Source organism: Mesorhizobium sp. M1365, from assembly GCF_040317865.1.
Lineage (GTDB): Bacteria > Pseudomonadota > Alphaproteobacteria > Rhizobiales > Rhizobiaceae > Mesorhizobium.
This window is the reverse complement of sequence record NZ_JAMYLG010000017.1, coordinates 1-16063: the sequence shown is the minus strand read 5'-3', so window position 1 is coordinate 16063 and position 16063 is coordinate 1. Positions and strand designations below refer to the sequence as shown.

Below are 16063 nucleotides of genomic sequence, written 5' to 3'. Positions count from 1 at the left end.
TGAAGAGGTCACTTCGGTTTGCGCCACCAGGTCGGCAACTGATAACCGTATATGGGCGTCTTTTGCGGATGTTCCAGATAGTTCCAATAAGCGAGCCATTGCTGGTTGTTGTGCTGCGTCGGCACCATGTAATTGCCGGAGATCAGCAGCCGGTCGAGAACGCGGACGGCCGCTACATAGTCCTCCTTCGAACGAGCTCTCAGCATCGCCTCGATCGCCGCATCCACTGCGGGGTCGGCGACACCCGCCAGGTTGAACGAGCCTTCGGCCTTGGCGGCAGCGGATCCCCAGCGCCCGGTTTGCTCGATACCGGGCGACAGCGAGTTGTTGAAACCGGTCGAGCCGACCAGCACCTCGAAATCGAAACGCTGCTTGCGCGACTGGATCTGATCACCGTCGAGGCTGCGGATGCCGACATCGATGCCGAGCTTCTCAAGGGTGCGCTGATAGATAGCGGCAAGTCGCTCTTCGTCCTGCGAGGCGGTCAGGATCTCGAAACCGAACGGCTTTCCCTCGGGATCGAGCATCGCGCCGTCCTGCACCGTATAGCCCGCGCTCTTCAGCAGCTCGAATGCCGCCTTCAGCACCTTGCGGTCCTGGCCGGAGCCGTCGGTAGCGGGCGGCCTGTAGGTGCCGTCCATGACATCTGCGGGCACTCGGCCGGGGTAGGGGGCCAGCAGGGCCTTTTCCTTTTCGCTGGCCGGGTGGCCGAGCGCGGACAGCTCGGAATTCTGCCAAAAGCTCATCGTGCGCGTGTATTTGCCGCCGAACAGATTCTTGTTGGCCCATTCGAAATCGTAGAGCATGCCGAGCGCGCGCCGCACGACCGGATTGGAAAATTTCGGCAGCCGCGTGTTGAACAGGAAACCGTTGACCACCGGCGGAATGCCGGTATCGAAAGTTTCGGCGATGACCTCGCCCCTGTGGAAGGCCGGAAAATCGAGATCGCGCTCGCGTTTGACCGGGTCGCTGTCGTCGTCAATGGCGCAGATGCCTTTCTTGAACGCTTCCTGCTTGGCGTTGGCGTTGAGGAAATATTCGATGGTGATCTGGTCGTAATTGTCGAAGCCGCGCTTGGACGGCACGTCCTTGCCCCAATAGTCCGGATTGCGCTTGAACACGATGCGCTGACCGGGCACGACTTGCGCCACCGTGTAAGGCCCGCTGCCGATCACCGGCTTTAGCGTCGTCCTGTCGAAGGTGTCCTTGTTGAAGGCGTGTTTCGGGATGATCGGCGTCAGCGCAATGATCAAAGGAAATTCGCGGTCGGCCTTGTCGTTGAAGGTGAAGCGCACACTGCGGTCGCCGGTCTTTTCGAGCTTGGCAATCGCTTTCATTCGCTGGCTGTAAGGTGGGCGGCCCTTCTCGGTGAAGACGTCATAGGTAAACAACACGTCTTCGGGCGTCACCGGCTCGCCGTCCGACCATTTGGCGTTGGGATCGAGGTGGAATTCGATGCTCTTGCGCTCGGGATCCATGTCGGCGGTATCGGCGAGCAGGCCGTAGAGACTGAAGGCCTCGTCGTAGTTGCGCTGCATCAACGGCTCGAAGACAAGATTGCCAAAGGCTTGATCCATCATGCCGCGCGCGGTGGTGCGCAGGCTTCTCAGGATGAACGGATTGAGATTGTCGAAGCTGCTGACGACGCAATAGGTAATGCTGCCGCCTTTCGGCGCGTCGGGATTGACGTAATTGAAATGATCATAGTCGGCCGGCAGCGCCGGCTCGCCCTGCATGGCAAGCGCGTGCTTCGGTTCCGACAGAGCCGGCTGCAGGGAAAGGCCGACAAACAAGATTGCGGCGATCAGCCAAACGACAACGCGGCCCATGACCGTCTCCTTCCCGATTCGATGCGCAGCATACATGAGCCGGTCGTGCACCGGCCAACCCCTTGAGCCTATCCCTTGGCCAAGATTCGCGAGACCCGGGCTGGATTCGGCACCGCTTGCAGTGTAACACGCCGTCCGAAGTCATTCTGTTGCCTCATTTCGGCAACAGGTAGCTGGACCACACGGCATGAAACAAGCCGGTTCCGGGATCATTTGAGAGGAATGCACGACATGACGAGCCTGAACAGCAACGCGCACCGCCTGTCGGTCATGGCCGCTGGCGTGGTCGGCATTCTGGGCGCCGGGATTCCCGCTGCTTCCGCGCAGCAGCAACAGCAGATTCCGCAAGGCTGGTTCAAGGCCTGCACCAAGCAGGAAGACGTCGACATCTGCAATGTCCAGAACATCACCACCGCTGGCAACGGCCAGCTCATCACCGGCGTCAGCCTGATCGAATTGAAGGGCAAGGTGAACCGCAAGGTGTTCCAGGTGACGGTTCCGACCGGCCGTCTCGTTCCTCCCGGCATCGGCCTCCAGATCGACGGCGGCAAGGCGCAGAAGCTCGACTATGTGATTTGTTTTCCGGATCGCTGCGTGGCGGAAGTGCCGCTGAGCGATCAGCTTGTCGCATCCTTCAAAAAGGGATCGGCGCTGACGCTCACCTCGGTCAATTTCCAGAACCAGCCGAACCCGATCAAGATTGCGCTGACCGGCTTCAGCGGCGCCTTCGACGGCCCGCCGCTGCAGCAGTCGGACATCGAGGACCGGCAGAAGAAGCTCCAGGAGTTCGTCGCCAAGAACAATCAGGACTTTGCCAAGAAGCTCAAGGAAGAGCAGGAAAAGGCGAAGGCCGCCAACTGATCGACGGGTTTCGGACGAATAAAAAAGCGGGTTCATGCCCCGCTTTTTTCGTTTGGACCGGCTGTTTGTCGGGTCCAGCCATGTCTCAGGCCAGCCAGATTCCGACTAAGTCAATGTCTCAATTGGTGCTTCGGCTCGTAGCGCCCGTCCGGCTTCTTGTCGAACATTTCACCAATCTGCGGATGCCGGACCGGTTCGCCCGACCGGTCCTCGAGTAAATTCTGCTCGGACACATAGGCGATGTATTCCGTTTCGGAATTCTCGGCGAGCAGATGATAGAAAGGCTGGTCCTTGCGCGGCCGCACGTCAGCGGGGATCGCCTCGTACCATTCGTCAGTATTGGCGAATTGCGGATCGACGTCGAAAATGACGCCGCGGAACGGAAACAGCCGGTGCCGAACCACCTGTCCGATCGAGAATTTGGCTGTCTTCATCGCACTCACCACTTGAACTTCTTGAACGCCACGCATCCTGGAACACGCAAGGAACGCTCCAGGACTTTAGATTCTTACGCACCGGTCCGGCAAAGATTGGCCCAGACCTTAAGGTCGACATCGTCATTATTTGGCGCAGACGCCGCGTCAATTCAATCCCGATCCCCTTGATGCCGGGTTGAGCATCGCGAGATGCGGATCAAGGGCGGTGGCCAAGATCGCTATCGCTCAGCCGGTTTTCGCAATCCGCCAAAAAACGCCGCAAAACCGCTGCCGGGTCGAAGACCCTCGCGCATGAAAAACGCCCGTAACGGCGCAAACCGCTCAAGCGCGCCAAGGCCAGCGCTGCGCACCATCTGAGCCGGCAGCATGTCGGAAAGCAACGACATGTTGAGCAGGTTGACCGCGCTGCTGCGCGCCAGAATGTCCGGCCGCCGCTTGAAATCATAGGCTGCAAGCGCCTTGGGGGCGCCCGGGTCCGAGCGGTTTCTGCTTGCGGCACCAATCAGGTCGTCGATGTCCCGGATGCCGAGATTGAGGCCTTGCGCGCCAATTGGGGGAAACACGTGGGCGGCTTCACCGACAAGTGCCACGCGGCGATGCGCAAACCGCCACGGGCTCACCGCTGAAAGTGGGTAGACCTGCCGGCCGGGCTCAACCGACACGCGGCCCAACATCGATTGCATTCGCTGTTCGACCCGCGTCGAAAGCTCAGCGTCGTCGAGTGCTGCAAGGTCCTTGGCGATATCGGGTTCGAGCACCCAGACAAGGCTGGACCGGTTGCCGGGCAGGGGAACCTGTGTGAACGGACCGGTCTCGGTGTGGAATTCGGTCGAGGTGAAGGCATGGTCGCTGCGGTGACCGAAATTGAGCACCAACGCCGCCTGCGGATAGGATCGGATCGAGGTGCGGATGCCGGCTGCCTCGCGGGCCGGCGACTGACGGCCATCGGCGGCAACTGCCAACGATGCCTCAACCTCGCTGCCGTCGGCGAGAACGGCATGGGCATGGTCGGCATCGAGGCGCCATGCCTCCACCATCGACTTTCGCCATTCGATGCCCGAATGCGCGACAGCCTCGGCTAGCATGCGGTTGAGAACGCTGTTGGGCAAGTTCAGCCCGAATTGCTCTTCGTTGATCTCGCTGGCGCGAAAGGTCACTGTCGGGCTGCGGATCAGCCGGTTGGTTGCGTCAACGATACGCATCACCTTGAGCGGCGCTGCGTGCGGCCTGATTCCGTCGAAGATCCCTAGCCGTTCGAACATCTTCAGGGCAGGGTTCATCAAGGCTGTCGTCCGGCCGTCGGGGCCGGCGGCGTCGGGTCCGACGAGCGTCACGGGAAAGCCCGCCTCGGCAAAGCCAAGCGCCGCGATCAGCCCCGCAGGGCCGCTGCCGGCGACCAGTATCCGTGCTGTTTCCCGATGGTTCAAATTCGGCTTCCGGATTGCGAGGTGAGGCCCGTCCGGCCTGCTGGTCCATATAGATCAGGTGATGCGGCTTGATCAACGCGGCGATTCGGCCCATTCGGTTGCCATGACTGGCCAACAAGACGATTTCAGCCACCTCGACGGCACCGGCCGCGCGATTGCGAGCGTTGCGCGCAGCCCTCGACTGACGGTGAGCGTCGTTGCCGGCATGGGCATCGCCCTTGCCTGGCTCCTTCTCGGCGCAATGGCAGTTCGGGGGGCGGTGAGCCGGCTCCCGGGCGCCGATGTACCCGGCGACGCCGTGCTGGAATACCTGCCGCAACTGCCGCTGCCGGATTTCCTTGCGCGTTTCTTCGCCCTTTGCCTGGCGCCGGCGCCGCTTCGCGCAAGCGTAGGCGCGCAAGGCGGGGCACTCACCGCGATGTGGCTGTTGATGGCCATCGCGACCATGCTGCCCTCCGCGGCGCCGATGATCCGCACTTATTGCGAGATCGCAGATACCGCCCGGATCAAGGGGGAACCCGTTGCCCATCCGCTGATCCTTGTCGCTGGATATTTGAGCGTCTGGCTTGCCGCCTCGGCAATATTCGCTGCCCTGACGCTCGCAGTCCATGCATTCGTGTCATCCGGGCAGATGCTCGATCCGCTGCTTGGAATTGCCGGAGCAGCCGCACTGTCGATCGCTGGTCTCTATCAGTTCAGCTGGCTGAAGGAAGCCTGTCTGGTGAAGTGCAGAAATCCGTTCTCGGTCCTGTTCGCCAACTGGAGCGCCAGGCCCATTCGCATTTTCCGGCTCGGTATAGAGCAGGGCCTGTGGTGCCTTGGATGCTGCTGGGCGCTGATGCTGGTAATGTTTGCCGTCGGTGTGATGAACGTGTTCTGGATGGCGCTGGTCGGCTTGTTCAGCCTGGTCGAAAAACAGACGGCAGGCAATCTGCCGACGCGGTTGGGCGGTGCGATACTGCTTGTCTGGGCAGCCGCGCTACTAGTAGTCTCGGCATGAGGGGGGAGAATTCGATGACAGATCAAAACTGGGCAATGAAGGGAGAGCTCATCCTTTCCTGCAATTGCACGGTTTTTTGCCCTTGCGTTCTGTCGCTCGGCAATCATCCGCCTACGGAAGGCTATTGCCAAACCTGGGCGGGGTTCCGGATCGATGCCGGCCATTTCGGCGAGGTCGACCTGTCCGGCCTCAATCTTGGGCTGGTCATGGAAATCCCCGGTTATATGAGCCGCGGCAACTGGACGGCGGGCCTGTTCATCGACAAGCGCGCCTCGGTTTACGCTGTGAAGGGACTGACGAAGATATTCACCGGCAAGGCCGGTGGAACCACATCGCTGCTCTCCATCCTGGTCGGACAGTTCCTCGGTGCCGAGCAGGTGCCGATCACCTACGAGACGCGTGAGAAAACACGCATCTTTCAGATACCGAAGATCATCGATGGTGCGGTGACGCCAATTACCGGCAAGGATCGCGACAAGGATACGGTCATCAGCAATTCGGAATACTGGATTGCGCCGGAAATCATCGTCGCCAAATCCGACAAGAGCAAAATGCGGGCCTTTGGCCGCAACTGGAACTTTGCTGGCCGTTCGGCCGAAATCTGCAAGCTGGACTGGCGGGGCCCGTGAGCAAGAAGACGACGGCCAGGAAAATCGCCGACCGGATTCCGCGGCCGAAGAAGAAAGTCACATGGCCTCAGGCGCGGGCGTTCTCGGTCCATCTCTTGACCGCGTCGGGCTCATTCCTGGCGTTTCTGTCGCTGGTGGCAGCAAGCGAGCAGCGCTGGACGGCGATGTTCTGGTGGCTGGGGCTGGCGCTTTTCGTCGACGGCATCGACGGGCCGATCGCCAGGAAGCTCGATGTCAAGGAAATCCTGCCGACTTGGTCGGGCGAACTGCTCGACAACATCATCGATTACGTGACCTACGTGTTGATTCCGGCCTTCGCGCTCTATCAGCGCGGTTTCATGGGCGAGCGCCTGTCGTTCCTGTCGGCGGCGATCATCGTGGTGTCGAGCGCAATCTACTATGCCGATACCGGCATGAAGACGAAGGAGAATTTCTTCAAGGGCTTTCCGGTCGTCTGGAACATGGTGGTGTTCACGCTGTTCGTCATCGAGCCCGGACAATGGGTTTCTTTCGCCGTGGTCGTGGTGGCCGGCATTCTCACCTTCGTGCCGATCAATTTCATCCATCCGGTGCGGGTGAAGCGGCTGCGGCCAATCAATCTCGGCATGACGCTGCTTTGGTGCGCTTTCGGCGCGCTGGCGCTGGCGCAGGCCGCACTTGCCTCCTTCTACGACCAGATCGGCGTGCTGGGCGAGCAGGTCAGCGATTTCATCAAGTTCGGGATTACGTTCACCGGGCTTTACCTCGCCTGCATCGGCGCTATCATGCAGTTCTTCCCAAATCTCGGCGCCAAGCCGGATAAGAAAGCCTGATCCCAAGAGAGCCAGAAGATGTCCAAAGCGATCCGCATCCATGCCCATGGCGGCCCGGAGGTCCTGACCTATGAGGATGCCGATCCCGGGCAGCCGGGCTCGGGACAGATCCTGGTCAAGCATACCGCGATCGGTCTCAATTTCATCGACGTCTATTATCGCTCTGGCCTTTATCCGCCGCAGGGCGGATTTCCGCTGATCCCTGGCGGCGAGGCGGCCGGCGTGGTCTTGGATGTCGGCTCGGATGTCGACTGGCTCAAACCCGGCGATCGCATCGCCTACGCCGTGACGACCGGCGCCTATGCCGGGCAGCGCGTGATCGCCGCCGACCGCGTGGTGAAGGTGCCGGACGGCATCAGCGACGAACAGGCCGCAGCCATGATGCTAAAGGGCATGACCGCCGAATATCTGTTGCGCCGTACATTCAAGGTGAAAGCCGGCGACACGATCCTGTTTCATGCGGCGGCCGGCGGTGTCGGGCTGATCCTCGGCCAATGGGCCAAGCATCTCGGCGCGACAGTGATCGGCACGGCGAGTTCCACCGACAAGATCGAGCTCGCCAAGGCGCATGGCTTCGACCACGTGATCAACTATCGCGAACAGGATTTCGTGGCCGGCGTTGCCGCTATCACCGGTGGCAAGAAATGCGACGTTGTCTACGATTCAGTCGGCAACGACACATTTCCAGCCTCGCTCGATTGCCTGCGGCCGCTCGGCACTTTCGTCAGCTTCGGTCAATCGTCTGGGCCGATCCCGCCCTTCAGCATCTCGTTGCTGGCGCAGAAGGGCTCGCTGTTCGCAACGCGGCCGACACTGTTCGTCTATAATGCCAAGCGCGAAGACCTCGAAGCTTCCGCCGCCGCCTTGTTCGGTGTGGTGCTCAGCGGCGCCGTCAAGATCAAGATCAACCAGCGTTACGCGCTCAGCGAGGCCGGCAAAGCGCATTCCGATCTCGAAGAGCGCCGGACCACCGGGACAACAATACTTATCCCTTAGGCGCCCGCAGTTTCGGGCCGCCGACGCCGCCGTTCTTGCGAACTGCTCTTTACCGCTTGAGTTTCCGCTGAAATTCTTGAAGCTCTTTCAAGTCGTGAGGCGCTTACCGTAGAGAGCAGCCCGCGCATACGATGGTTGCGGGAACACAGAACATGTCTGGCAAACCAGATGGAGGCACCGTGAGTGCAGATCAGGACGGCGCAAACCTGCTTGAGGTTCGCGGCCTCACAAAGATATTCGGCACGTTGACGGCGTGCGACCATGTCGATCTCAACATCGCCAAGGGCGAGATCCATGCGTTGCTTGGCGAGAACGGCGCGGGCAAGTCGACCCTGGTGAAAATGCTGTTTGGATCGCTGGAACCGAATTCCGGCGAGATTTTCTGGAATGGTCAGGCGGTCAGGATCACCAGCCCCGGCACCGCAAAAAAGCTCGGCATCGGCATGGTTTTCCAGCATTTTTCCCTGTTCGAAGCGCTGACGGCGGCGGAGAACATCGCGCTGTCGCTGGATGACGGCTCGCCGATCAGCACGATCGCGGCCAAGGCGAGGGCGCTCTCCTACAGTTACGGCCTGCCTCTCGATCCGCTATCGCTGGTCGGTGATCTGTCGGTCGGCGAGCGTCAGCGTATCGAAATCATCCGCTGCCTGCTGCAGACGCCGCAACTCATCATCCTCGACGAACCAACTTCGGTGCTGACGCCGCAGGAGGCCGATAAGTTGTTCGAGACGCTCGAACGGCTGCGTTCGGAAGGAAAGTCCATCCTCTACATTTCGCACCGGCTGGAAGAGGTCAAACGGATCTGCGACCGCGCCACCGTGCTGCGTCACGGCAAGGTGGTCGGCCATTGCAATCCGCGCCAGGAAACCGCGTCTTCGTTGGCGCGGATGATGGTCGGCAACGAGGTGCTGGCCGTGGTGCGGGCGCCGGCCGAGGGTATCGAGACCGCGCCGGTGCTGCTTCAAATCCGCGAACTCACCCGCAAGCCGGCGACCCCGTTCTCGATCCCGCTCAGGAACATCAATCTCGAGGTCCGCGCCGGCGAGGTGATCGGCATTGCCGGTGTGGCCGGCAACGGCCAGGGCGAATTCTTCGAATCCGTTTCCGGCGAGGTGCTGCAGCCGGATGCCGGCTCGGTCCGCATCCGCGGCAAGGATGCCGGCGGTCTCACCATCACCGGCAGGCGTCTGATGGGCGCTGCCTTCGTCCCGGAAGAGCGGCTCGGCCATGGCGCAGCACCGCGCATGAAGCTTTCGGAGAACCTGCTTCTGTCGCGCCACGCCACCGATGGCAAGATGTTTGTCGGCGCCGGTGGAATGGTCAAGGGCGATGCGATCCATACCGCTGCCCAGCGCATCATAAAGGCAATGGACGTGCGCAAGAGCGCGCCGGATCCGGAGGCTGCGGCTCTTTCGGGCGGCAATCTGCAGAAATTCATCGTTGGCCGCGAACTCGACCGCCGGCCGAGCGTCTTGGTGGTCAATCAGCCGACCTGGGGGGTCGACGCGGGTGCGGCGGCCCACATCCGCCAGGCGCTGATCGAACTGGCGCGCAGCGGCTCGGCGGTGCTGGTGATCAGCCAGGACCTCGACGAGCTGTTCGAGATTTCCGATGCGATCACGGTAATGCACAATGGCGAATTGTCGAAGCCGCTGCCGATAGCTGAAGCGACATTCGAGAAAATCGGGCTGCTGATGGGCGGCGCCGAACCCGGTCATGCCGAACATACGCTGGAGACGGCCTGATGCGCCTCGAACTTGTAAAACGCCCGCAGCGCTCGATGCTTTTTTCGGCACTCTCGCCTTTCATCGCTTTCGTTTTGACGATCATTGCCGGTGCCATCATGTTCGCGCTGCTCGGCGTCAACCCGTTGACTGCGTTCCGCATCTACTTCATCGAACCGATCAGCCAGGTGTGGCAGCTGCATGAGCTGGCGATCAAGGCCGCCCCCCTGATCCTGATCGCAGTCGGACTGTCGGTCTGCTACAAGGCCAACATCTGGAACATCGGCGCCGAAGGCCAGTTCATCCTGGGCGGCATTGTCGGCTCGATCATCCCCGTGCTGTTTCCGCAGTTCGAAGGCCCATTGGTGCTGCCGCTGATGCTTCTGCTCGGCATGGTCGGTGGGGCCGCCTATGCTGCAATCCCGGCACTGCTGAAGACGCGCTTCAACACCAACGAGATCCTGACCAGCCTGATGCTGGTCTATGTCGCCCAGCTCTTCCTCGATTGGCTCGTACGCGGGCCGTGGCGCGATCCGCAGGGCCACGGTTTCCCGCAGACCATCCAGTTCAACGACTCGGCCATACTGCCGGAACTCCTCCCGGAATCCGGCCGGGCAAACTGGGGATTTGTCTTCGCGCTGATCGCGGCGATACTGATCTGGATCCTGATGAGCCGTATGTTGAAAGGCTTCGAGGTCCGCGTGCTCGGCTCAAGCCCGAGGGCAGGGCGCTTCGCCGGGTTTGGCCTTAACCGCATGGTCTTCTTTGCCTTCCTGCTGTCGGGCGCACTGGCCGGACTTGCAGGGATTTCGGAGGTCTCGGGAGCCATCGGACAATTGCAGCCGGTGATCTCGCCCGGCTACGGATTTACCGCTATCATCGTGGCATTTCTCGGCCGGCTCAATCCGCTCGGCATCGTCGCCGCAGGCCTTGTGCTGGCGCTGACCTATCTGGGCGGCGAGGCAGTGCAAAGCGCGCTCGGCATCTCCGACAAGGTGGCGCGCGTGTTCCAGGGCATGCTTTTGTTCTTCGTGCTCGGCTGTGACACGCTCATCCATTACCGCATTCGCCTGACCGGCTTTTCCGCGCCGAAGCTCGAGGCAGCGCCGAAGTTGGAGGAAGCCCGCTGATGGACATCACCGTCAACATCCTCTTGACCATCGCGACGGCGGCGACGCCGCTTCTGATCGCGGCGATCGGCGAACTGGTGGTCGAACGTTCGGGTGTGCTCAATCTCGGCGTCGAAGGAATGATGATCATGGGTGCCGTCGGCGGTTTCGGCGCCGGCTATCTCACCGGCTCGCCTTGGATAGGGCTGTTGGCGGCAATCACCATGGGGGCAGTGTTCTCGCTTCTGTTTGCCGTCATGACGCTGTCGCTGGCCACCAATCAGGTGGCCACCGGCCTATCGCTGACACTGCTCGGCCTCGGCCTTTCCGGCATGATGGGAACGAATTTTGTCGGCCAGCCTGGCGAAAGGCTGCCAAACCTCGATATTCCCGGCCTGACCGCAATCCCCGTCGTCGGCAGGCTGCTGTTCGGCCAGGATCCAATCTTCTACATCTCGATCGCGCTGACCGCCGCCGTCATGTGGTTCCTGTTCAAGACCCGCACCGGGCTCACGCTGCGCTCGATCGGCGACAGCCATGCATCCGCCCATGCGCTTGGCATCCACGTCATCCGCTACCGCTATCTCTCAGTGATTTTCGGCGGCGCTTGTGCCGGCCTCGCCGGCGGTCACCTATCGCTGGTCTACACACCGCAATGGGTGGAGAACATGACCGCCGGCCGCGGCTGGATCGCGCTGGCTCTGGTCGTCTTCGCCTCCTGGCGGCCATGGCGGGTGCTGGCCGGCGCCTATATTTTCGGCGCGATCTGGGTTGGCCAGCTTCACGTCCAAGCCATAAATCTGCAGGACTTCGTCGACGCGCCCTGGTTGCTCTACAAGTTAATTGCGTTCTTAAAATCGTTTCCCTCGCAACTGCTTTCTTCGCTGCCCTATCTGGCAACCGTCGTGGTTCTCGTTCTAATCTCGCGCAACAAGCGTTTGACGATGATGAACACGCCGGCCTCCTTGGGCCAGCCATTCGTTCCGGATCGTTGACAACAAAAAGACGGAAGCTCCAAGGCTTAACTCAGAGAGGTAACACAATGAAAAACCTGCTTATTGCCCTGATGGCGACGACGGCCGCATTGTCGCTGGCGGCATCAGCCCGGGCGGCGGACAAGCTGAAGGCGTGCTGGGTCTACACCGGCCCGATCGGCGATTTCGGCTACTCCTACCAGCACGACCAAGGCCGCCTCGAGGTGGAAAAGGCACTCGGCGACAAGGTCGAGACCGCCTATCTCGAAAACGTCTCCGAAGGCCCCGATGCCGACCGCGCCTTCGAGCGCCTGGCGCGCGAGGGATGCAAGATCATTTTCGGCACGTCCTTCGGCTTCATGGACCCGGAAGTGAAGATCGCCAAGAAATTCCCCAAGGTGATGTTCGAGCACGCCACCGGCTACAAGACGGCCGAAAATCTCGGCATCTACAATGCGCGTTTCTACGAAGGCCGCTACGTGCTTGGCCAGATCGCCGCCAAGCAATCGAAGTCGGGCGTCGCCGGCTACATCGTTTCCTTCCCGATCCCGGAAGTGGTGATGGGCATAAATTCCTTTATGCTCGGCGCACAGTCGATCAACCCGAACTTCAAGGCGAAGATCGTGTGGGTGAACTCCTGGTTCGATCCGGGCAAGGAGGCCGATGCTGCCAAGGCATTGTTCGACCAGGGCGCCGATATCGTCGTCCAGCACACCGACTCGACCGCTGCCTTGCAGGTGGCGGAGGAGCGCAAGCTGCACGGCTTCGGGCAGTCCTCCGACATGATCAAGTTCGCGCCGCACGCGCAGCTGACCGCGCTGACCGACGAGTGGGGTCCCTACTACATCAGCCGGGTCCAGGCGGCGCTCGACGGCACCTGGAAGCCAGACAATGTCTGGCTCGGCATTAAGGACGGCGCCGTCAAGCTGGCGCCGTTCACCAACATGCCCGACGACGTCAAGGCGATGGCCGAAGCCACCACCAAGAAGATCGCCGACGGCTGGAACCCCTTCACCGGGCCGGTCGCCAAGCAGGACGGCACACCTTGGCTGAAGGAGGGCGAGGTCGCCGACGACGCCACGTTGCTCGGCATGAATTTCTACGTGAAGGGCGTCGACGACAAGCTGCCGCAGTAGGCGGTCGGAAACATATCGAACGAAAGGGCGCCACGCGGCGCCCTTTTCATTTTGGACGGAATATCAGACGGCTGAGCCGTAAAGGTCGTAAGCGTCGGCGCGCTCGACCTTGACCGTGACGATGTCGCCGGCGCGCAGTGGCCGCCGCGACTGGATATGGACCGAACCGTCGATTTCGGGCGCATCGTATTTGGTCCGGCCCTTGGCCGAATTGCCATGCGCCTCGTCGACCAGGACCGGCAGTCGCTTGCCAATTTTCTTGGTTAGCTGCGTTGCCGAAATCTTCTGCTGGCGCTGCATGAAGCGGTGCCAGCGGGCTTCCTTGATCTCCTGCGGCACTTGCTCGAGGCCGAGCTCGTTGGAGCGGGCGCCTCTGACCGGCTCGTATTTGAAACAGCCGGCGCGGTCGATCTTGGCCTCGTCCAGCCAGTCGAGCAGCATCTCGAAGTCGTCGTCCGTCTCGCCGGGGAAGCCGACGATGAAGGTGGAGCGGATGGCAAGGTCCGGGCAGACGTCGCGCCAGCCGCGAATGCGCTCGAGCGTCTTTTCGCCATGAGCGGGCCGGCGCATGTTCTTCAGCACCTGCGGCGAGGCGTGCTGGAATGGGATATCGAGATAGGGAAGAATCTTGCCTTCGGTCATCAGTGGGATGACGTCCGCGACATGCGGGTAGGGATAGACATAGTGCATGCGCACCCAGACACCGAGCTTGCCCAGTTCTTCCGATAGATCGAGGAATTTCGCCCGCACTTCGCGATCGCCGAACATGCTGGTCTGGTATTTGATATCGATGCCGTAGGCGCTGGTATCCTGCGAGATGACGAGGATCTCCTTGACCCCGGCCTTGGCCAGCTTCTCGGCTTCGCGCAACACGTCGGCGGCCGGCCGCGATACGAGGTCGCCACGCAGCGCCGGAATGATGCAGAAGGTGCAGCGGTTGTTGCAACCTTCCGAAATCTTGAGATACGCATAGTGGCGCGGCGTGAGCTTGACGCCCTGCGGCGGCAAAAGGTCGACGTAAGGATCGTGGCTCGGAGGGGCAGCCTCATGCACTGCCGCCATCACGCTTTCATAAGCTTGTGGGCCGGTGATGGCCAGGACGTTGGGATGTCTTTCACGGATGACGTCCGGCTCGGCGCCGAGGCAGCCGGTGACGATGACTTTGCCATTCTCCGAAAGTGCCGAGCCGATGGCGTTGAGCGATTCGTCGCGAGCCGAATCGAGGAAGCCACAGGTGTTGACGACGACCAGGTCGGCACCGTCGTGCTTGCGGGCGATCTCGTAGCCCTCGGCGCGCAGGCGCGTGATAATGCGCTCCGAATCCACAAGGGCTTTCGGGCATCCAAGGCTGACGAAACTGACGCGAGGGGCGGACATCAAAGCTTTCCGGATTTTCAGGATTGGCGGCGCAGTACCACACTTGTCGCGGCATTGGTATGGGCGGCGGCTGCGGCGAAACGCAACCGCCAGCGTCGCCGAAGCTGAAAGGCCCGGCCGATGCGAGTTCGAGTCGATGCGTCAGCTCATCGCACTGCTGACATGCGGCAATACTTCCACAGCGCCTCGATAGATCATATCGAGTGCGACATAGAAGATGATCAAAAGGCCGATGTAGGCGATCCAGCGATGGCGGTGCAGCAGCTTGGCGATAAAGCTCGCGGCAAGGCCCATCAGCGCGATCGACAGGACGAGGCCGATCACCAGCACCTGGAAGTGATCGCGCGCCGCGCCGGCGACCGCCAGCACGTTGTCGAGCGACATCGACACGTCGGCGATGACGATCTGCAATGCCGCCTGACCCAAGGTCTTTTTGCGCGCCTTGCCGGCCACCATAGCATCGCTGTTGATATCGGAATTGGACAGCGCTTCGGTCGCCTCCACCTCGTCGGCATGCGACGTGCGCAGCTCGCGATACATCTTCCAGCACACCCACAGCAGCAAGATGCCGCCGGCCAGCAGCAGGCCGACAATCTGCAGCAGAGTGACGGTGATCGCGGCAAAACCGATGCGCAGCACCGTCGCCGCCACCACACCGATGAGAATCGCTCTCTTGCGCTGCTCGATGGGCAAGCCGGCCGCGGCCAAGCCGATGACGATGGCGTTATCGCCTGCAAGCACGAGGTCGATGGCGATGACCTGGAGCAGGGCAGAGAAGCCCGCGGCAGTGAAAATTTCCATCGACTGGAAGTCCCTTGCTGGTTGGCCGCGTTCGCGTCGAATGCCTGGAGGGCCTAACGTGTATGGTTCCCGCGCGTCAAGGGACTGGTTGGAACACGGTCGGCAAACCGCCCGTTATTGCGGCGATATACAGAGTTTGCGACGATCGGCCCGAACACCGGCAAAATGCGGCCACAGGTCGTGAATGCCTAGTTATAGAGATTGTATTTGGGCCAGTCGCTTTCCGGAATTTCATCACCGATCCGGTAGCGGAGCTGCAGGACTTCCATATGGTCCGGCGCTGTTTCGCATTTGAATTTCAGCCGGTACCACTGTCCCTTGCTGCGAAACGCAGCACCCGGGCTCTTGATCGCATCGGCGCCCATTTCGGGCGTCGCAAAAGCGTAGGCGACGACACGATCGGCTTTGTATTTGTGGTCGTCGCGGGTAATCCGGTCGAGAATTTCGGCGTCGCATCGCTGCTCCAGCCGGGTTTGCGGGTCGAGTTTCAGCAGGCCGGCGCGCAATGCGCTGTCCATCGCGCTGGCCGGCCAAGCCAGTATCATCCATGCGAGGACCGCAGAAAATAGTTTATTCATAGGCGGGAGAAGCTCCATATTCGCGCGGAGAAAGCAACCCGACGAGCGCGGCGCGGCGGGTGACAGTCTTCGCTTTGTGGCAGGTTGTTGATTACGCAATGGTGTCACCGGTACTTTGGTATCGTTGCCACGATCAGCACCTGTCGCATCTCAGCGACGCTGAGGTGGTGCGCTGCATGGGCAGAGCGGCGGTTCTGCCCGAAGCGGGCCGGCCTGTTAAACCCAGGCAGTCAAAGAATCCGACGAGCGGAAAACTCGACATCATGCCTGCAGGATTGAAGAAATTGGTGCGCGGCCTGAGACATAGGTGACGTTTTGTACCGGACACATGGGTAACACTTTTGGCTTTTGGCCGGAGGTGTTGATGCCGTGG

The 16063-nt window shown here is 61.2% G+C and carries 15 protein-coding genes; 9 read left to right on the top strand and 6 right to left on the bottom strand.

Going from position 1 to position 16063, the window contains the following annotated elements; genetic code table 11:
- Positions 1 to 8: 8 nt before the first annotated feature.
- Complete coding sequence (locus NKH04_RS19055; protein ID WP_353044756.1) at positions 9 to 1829, bottom strand: extracellular solute-binding protein; 1821 nt, start codon at positions 1827 to 1829, stop codon at positions 9 to 11.
- A 231-nt stretch (positions 1830 to 2060) separates the two neighbouring features.
- Here NKH04_RS19055 and NKH04_RS19050 point away from each other — a divergent pair, with 231 nt between their 5' ends.
- The gene (locus NKH04_RS19050) at positions 2061 to 2690 is read left to right on the top strand and encodes an invasion associated locus B family protein (RefSeq protein ID WP_352873374.1); all 630 of its coding nucleotides are present in this window, start codon (positions 2061 to 2063) and stop codon (positions 2688 to 2690) included.
- Positions 2691 to 2800: 110 nt separating this feature from the next.
- Here the strand turns inward: NKH04_RS19050 and hspQ are convergent, their stop codons facing one another.
- Together hspQ and NKH04_RS19040 are read right to left on the bottom strand one after the other, a co-directional pair.
- Entirely contained in the window at positions 2801 to 3124 is a 324-nt protein-coding gene (gene hspQ / locus NKH04_RS19045) for a heat shock protein HspQ (RefSeq protein ID WP_023675043.1), read from the bottom strand.
- 221 nt (positions 3125 to 3345) lie between these two features.
- Positions 3346 to 4554 (bottom strand): UbiH/UbiF family hydroxylase, encoded by a 1209-nt coding sequence (locus tag NKH04_RS19040; RefSeq protein ID WP_352502442.1) that lies wholly within the window; start codon positions 4552 to 4554, stop codon positions 3346 to 3348.
- A gap of 103 nt (positions 4555 to 4657) precedes the next feature.
- On the opposite strand from NKH04_RS19040, the gene NKH04_RS19035 reads away from it, so the two are divergent.
- The 8 genes from NKH04_RS19035 to NKH04_RS19000 all read left to right on the top strand — a co-directional run bounded on the left by NKH04_RS19035 (position 4658) and on the right by NKH04_RS19000 (position 12934).
- Positions 4658 to 5554 carry a DUF2182 domain-containing protein gene (locus tag NKH04_RS19035; RefSeq protein ID WP_352919741.1) on the top strand — a complete coding sequence of 299 codons (897 nt, stop codon included), beginning with the start codon at positions 4658 to 4660 and terminating at the stop codon, positions 5552 to 5554.
- Between the two features lie 14 nt (positions 5555 to 5568).
- On the top strand, positions 5569 to 6183 hold the full coding sequence (locus tag NKH04_RS19030; protein ID WP_352471871.1) for a DUF1326 domain-containing protein: 615 nt from the start codon (positions 5569 to 5571) through the stop codon (positions 6181 to 6183).
- 35 nt (positions 6184 to 6218) lie between these two features.
- Positions 6219 to 6995 carry a phosphatidylcholine synthase gene (gene pcsA, locus NKH04_RS19025; RefSeq protein ID WP_502896505.1) on the top strand — a complete coding sequence of 259 codons (777 nt, stop codon included), beginning with the start codon at positions 6219 to 6221 and terminating at the stop codon, positions 6993 to 6995.
- Between the two features lie 18 nt (positions 6996 to 7013).
- Positions 7014 to 7991, top strand: a complete 978-nt coding sequence (locus NKH04_RS19020) for a quinone oxidoreductase family protein (protein WP_352919744.1) — start codon at positions 7014 to 7016, stop codon at positions 7989 to 7991.
- A 152-nt stretch (positions 7992 to 8143) separates the two neighbouring features.
- Positions 8144 to 9736, top strand: a complete 1593-nt coding sequence (locus tag NKH04_RS19015; RefSeq protein ID WP_502906898.1) for an ABC transporter ATP-binding protein — start codon at positions 8144 to 8146, stop codon at positions 9734 to 9736.
- Complete coding sequence (locus tag NKH04_RS19010) at positions 9733 to 10845, top strand: ABC transporter permease (RefSeq protein WP_352636755.1); 1113 nt, start codon at positions 9733 to 9735, stop codon at positions 10843 to 10845. Before NKH04_RS19015 ends, NKH04_RS19010 begins: the two co-directional genes overlap by 4 nt.
- The gene (locus tag NKH04_RS19005; RefSeq protein WP_352448916.1) at positions 10845 to 11819 is read left to right on the top strand and encodes an ABC transporter permease; all 975 of its coding nucleotides are present in this window, start codon (positions 10845 to 10847) and stop codon (positions 11817 to 11819) included. Before NKH04_RS19010 ends, NKH04_RS19005 begins: the two co-directional genes overlap by 1 nt.
- A 47-nt stretch (positions 11820 to 11866) precedes the next feature.
- The gene (locus tag NKH04_RS19000; protein WP_353044755.1) at positions 11867 to 12934 is read left to right on the top strand and encodes a BMP family ABC transporter substrate-binding protein; all 1068 of its coding nucleotides are present in this window, start codon (positions 11867 to 11869) and stop codon (positions 12932 to 12934) included.
- A gap of 63 nt (positions 12935 to 12997) precedes the next feature.
- On the opposite strand, the gene rimO is transcribed toward NKH04_RS19000, so the two are convergent.
- The 3 genes from rimO to NKH04_RS18985 all read right to left on the bottom strand — a co-directional run bounded on the left by rimO (position 12998) and on the right by NKH04_RS18985 (position 15708).
- On the bottom strand, positions 12998 to 14311 hold the full coding sequence (rimO, locus tag NKH04_RS18995) for a 30S ribosomal protein S12 methylthiotransferase RimO (RefSeq protein ID WP_353044754.1): 1314 nt from the start codon (positions 14309 to 14311) through the stop codon (positions 12998 to 13000).
- A 141-nt stretch (positions 14312 to 14452) separates the two neighbouring features.
- Positions 14453 to 15112 carry a TerC family protein gene (locus tag NKH04_RS18990; RefSeq protein ID WP_352834953.1) on the bottom strand — a complete coding sequence of 220 codons (660 nt, stop codon included), beginning with the start codon at positions 15110 to 15112 and terminating at the stop codon, positions 14453 to 14455.
- Positions 15113 to 15300: 188 nt separating this feature from the next.
- Entirely contained in the window at positions 15301 to 15708 is a 408-nt protein-coding gene (locus NKH04_RS18985; protein WP_353044784.1) for a DUF930 domain-containing protein, read from the bottom strand.
- Positions 15709 to 16063: the final 355 nt, after the last annotated feature.

Bases quoted from the DNA above. Each gene is read 5' to 3' on its own strand.
- NKH04_RS19055 (WP_353044756.1), bottom strand. From the start codon at position 1,829: ATGGGCCGCGTTGTCGTTTGGCTGATCGCCGCAATCTTGTTTGTCGGC.
- NKH04_RS19050 (WP_352873374.1), top strand. From the start codon at position 2,061: ATGACGAGCCTGAACAGCAACGCGCACCGCCTGTCGGTCATGGCCGCT.
- hspQ (WP_023675043.1), bottom strand. From the start codon at position 3,124: ATGAAGACAGCCAAATTCTCGATCGGACAGGTGGTTCGGCACCGGCTG.
- NKH04_RS19035 (WP_352919741.1), top strand. From the start codon at position 4,658: ATGACTGGCCAACAAGACGATTTCAGCCACCTCGACGGCACCGGCCGC.
- NKH04_RS19030 (WP_352471871.1), top strand. From the start codon at position 5,569: ATGACAGATCAAAACTGGGCAATGAAGGGAGAGCTCATCCTTTCCTGC.
- NKH04_RS19020 (WP_352919744.1), top strand. From the start codon at position 7,014: ATGTCCAAAGCGATCCGCATCCATGCCCATGGCGGCCCGGAGGTCCTG.
- NKH04_RS19015 (WP_502906898.1), top strand. From the start codon at position 8,144: ATGTCTGGCAAACCAGATGGAGGCACCGTGAGTGCAGATCAGGACGGC.
- NKH04_RS19005 (WP_352448916.1), top strand. From the start codon at position 10,845: ATGGACATCACCGTCAACATCCTCTTGACCATCGCGACGGCGGCGACG.
- NKH04_RS19000 (WP_353044755.1), top strand. From the start codon at position 11,867: ATGAAAAACCTGCTTATTGCCCTGATGGCGACGACGGCCGCATTGTCG.
- rimO (WP_353044754.1), bottom strand. From the start codon at position 14,311: ATGTCCGCCCCTCGCGTCAGTTTCGTCAGCCTTGGATGCCCGAAAGCC.
- NKH04_RS18990 (WP_352834953.1), bottom strand. From the start codon at position 15,112: ATGGAAATTTTCACTGCCGCGGGCTTCTCTGCCCTGCTCCAGGTCATC.
- NKH04_RS18985 (WP_353044784.1), bottom strand. From the start codon at position 15,708: ATGGAGCTTCTCCCGCCTATGAATAAACTATTTTCTGCGGTCCTCGCA.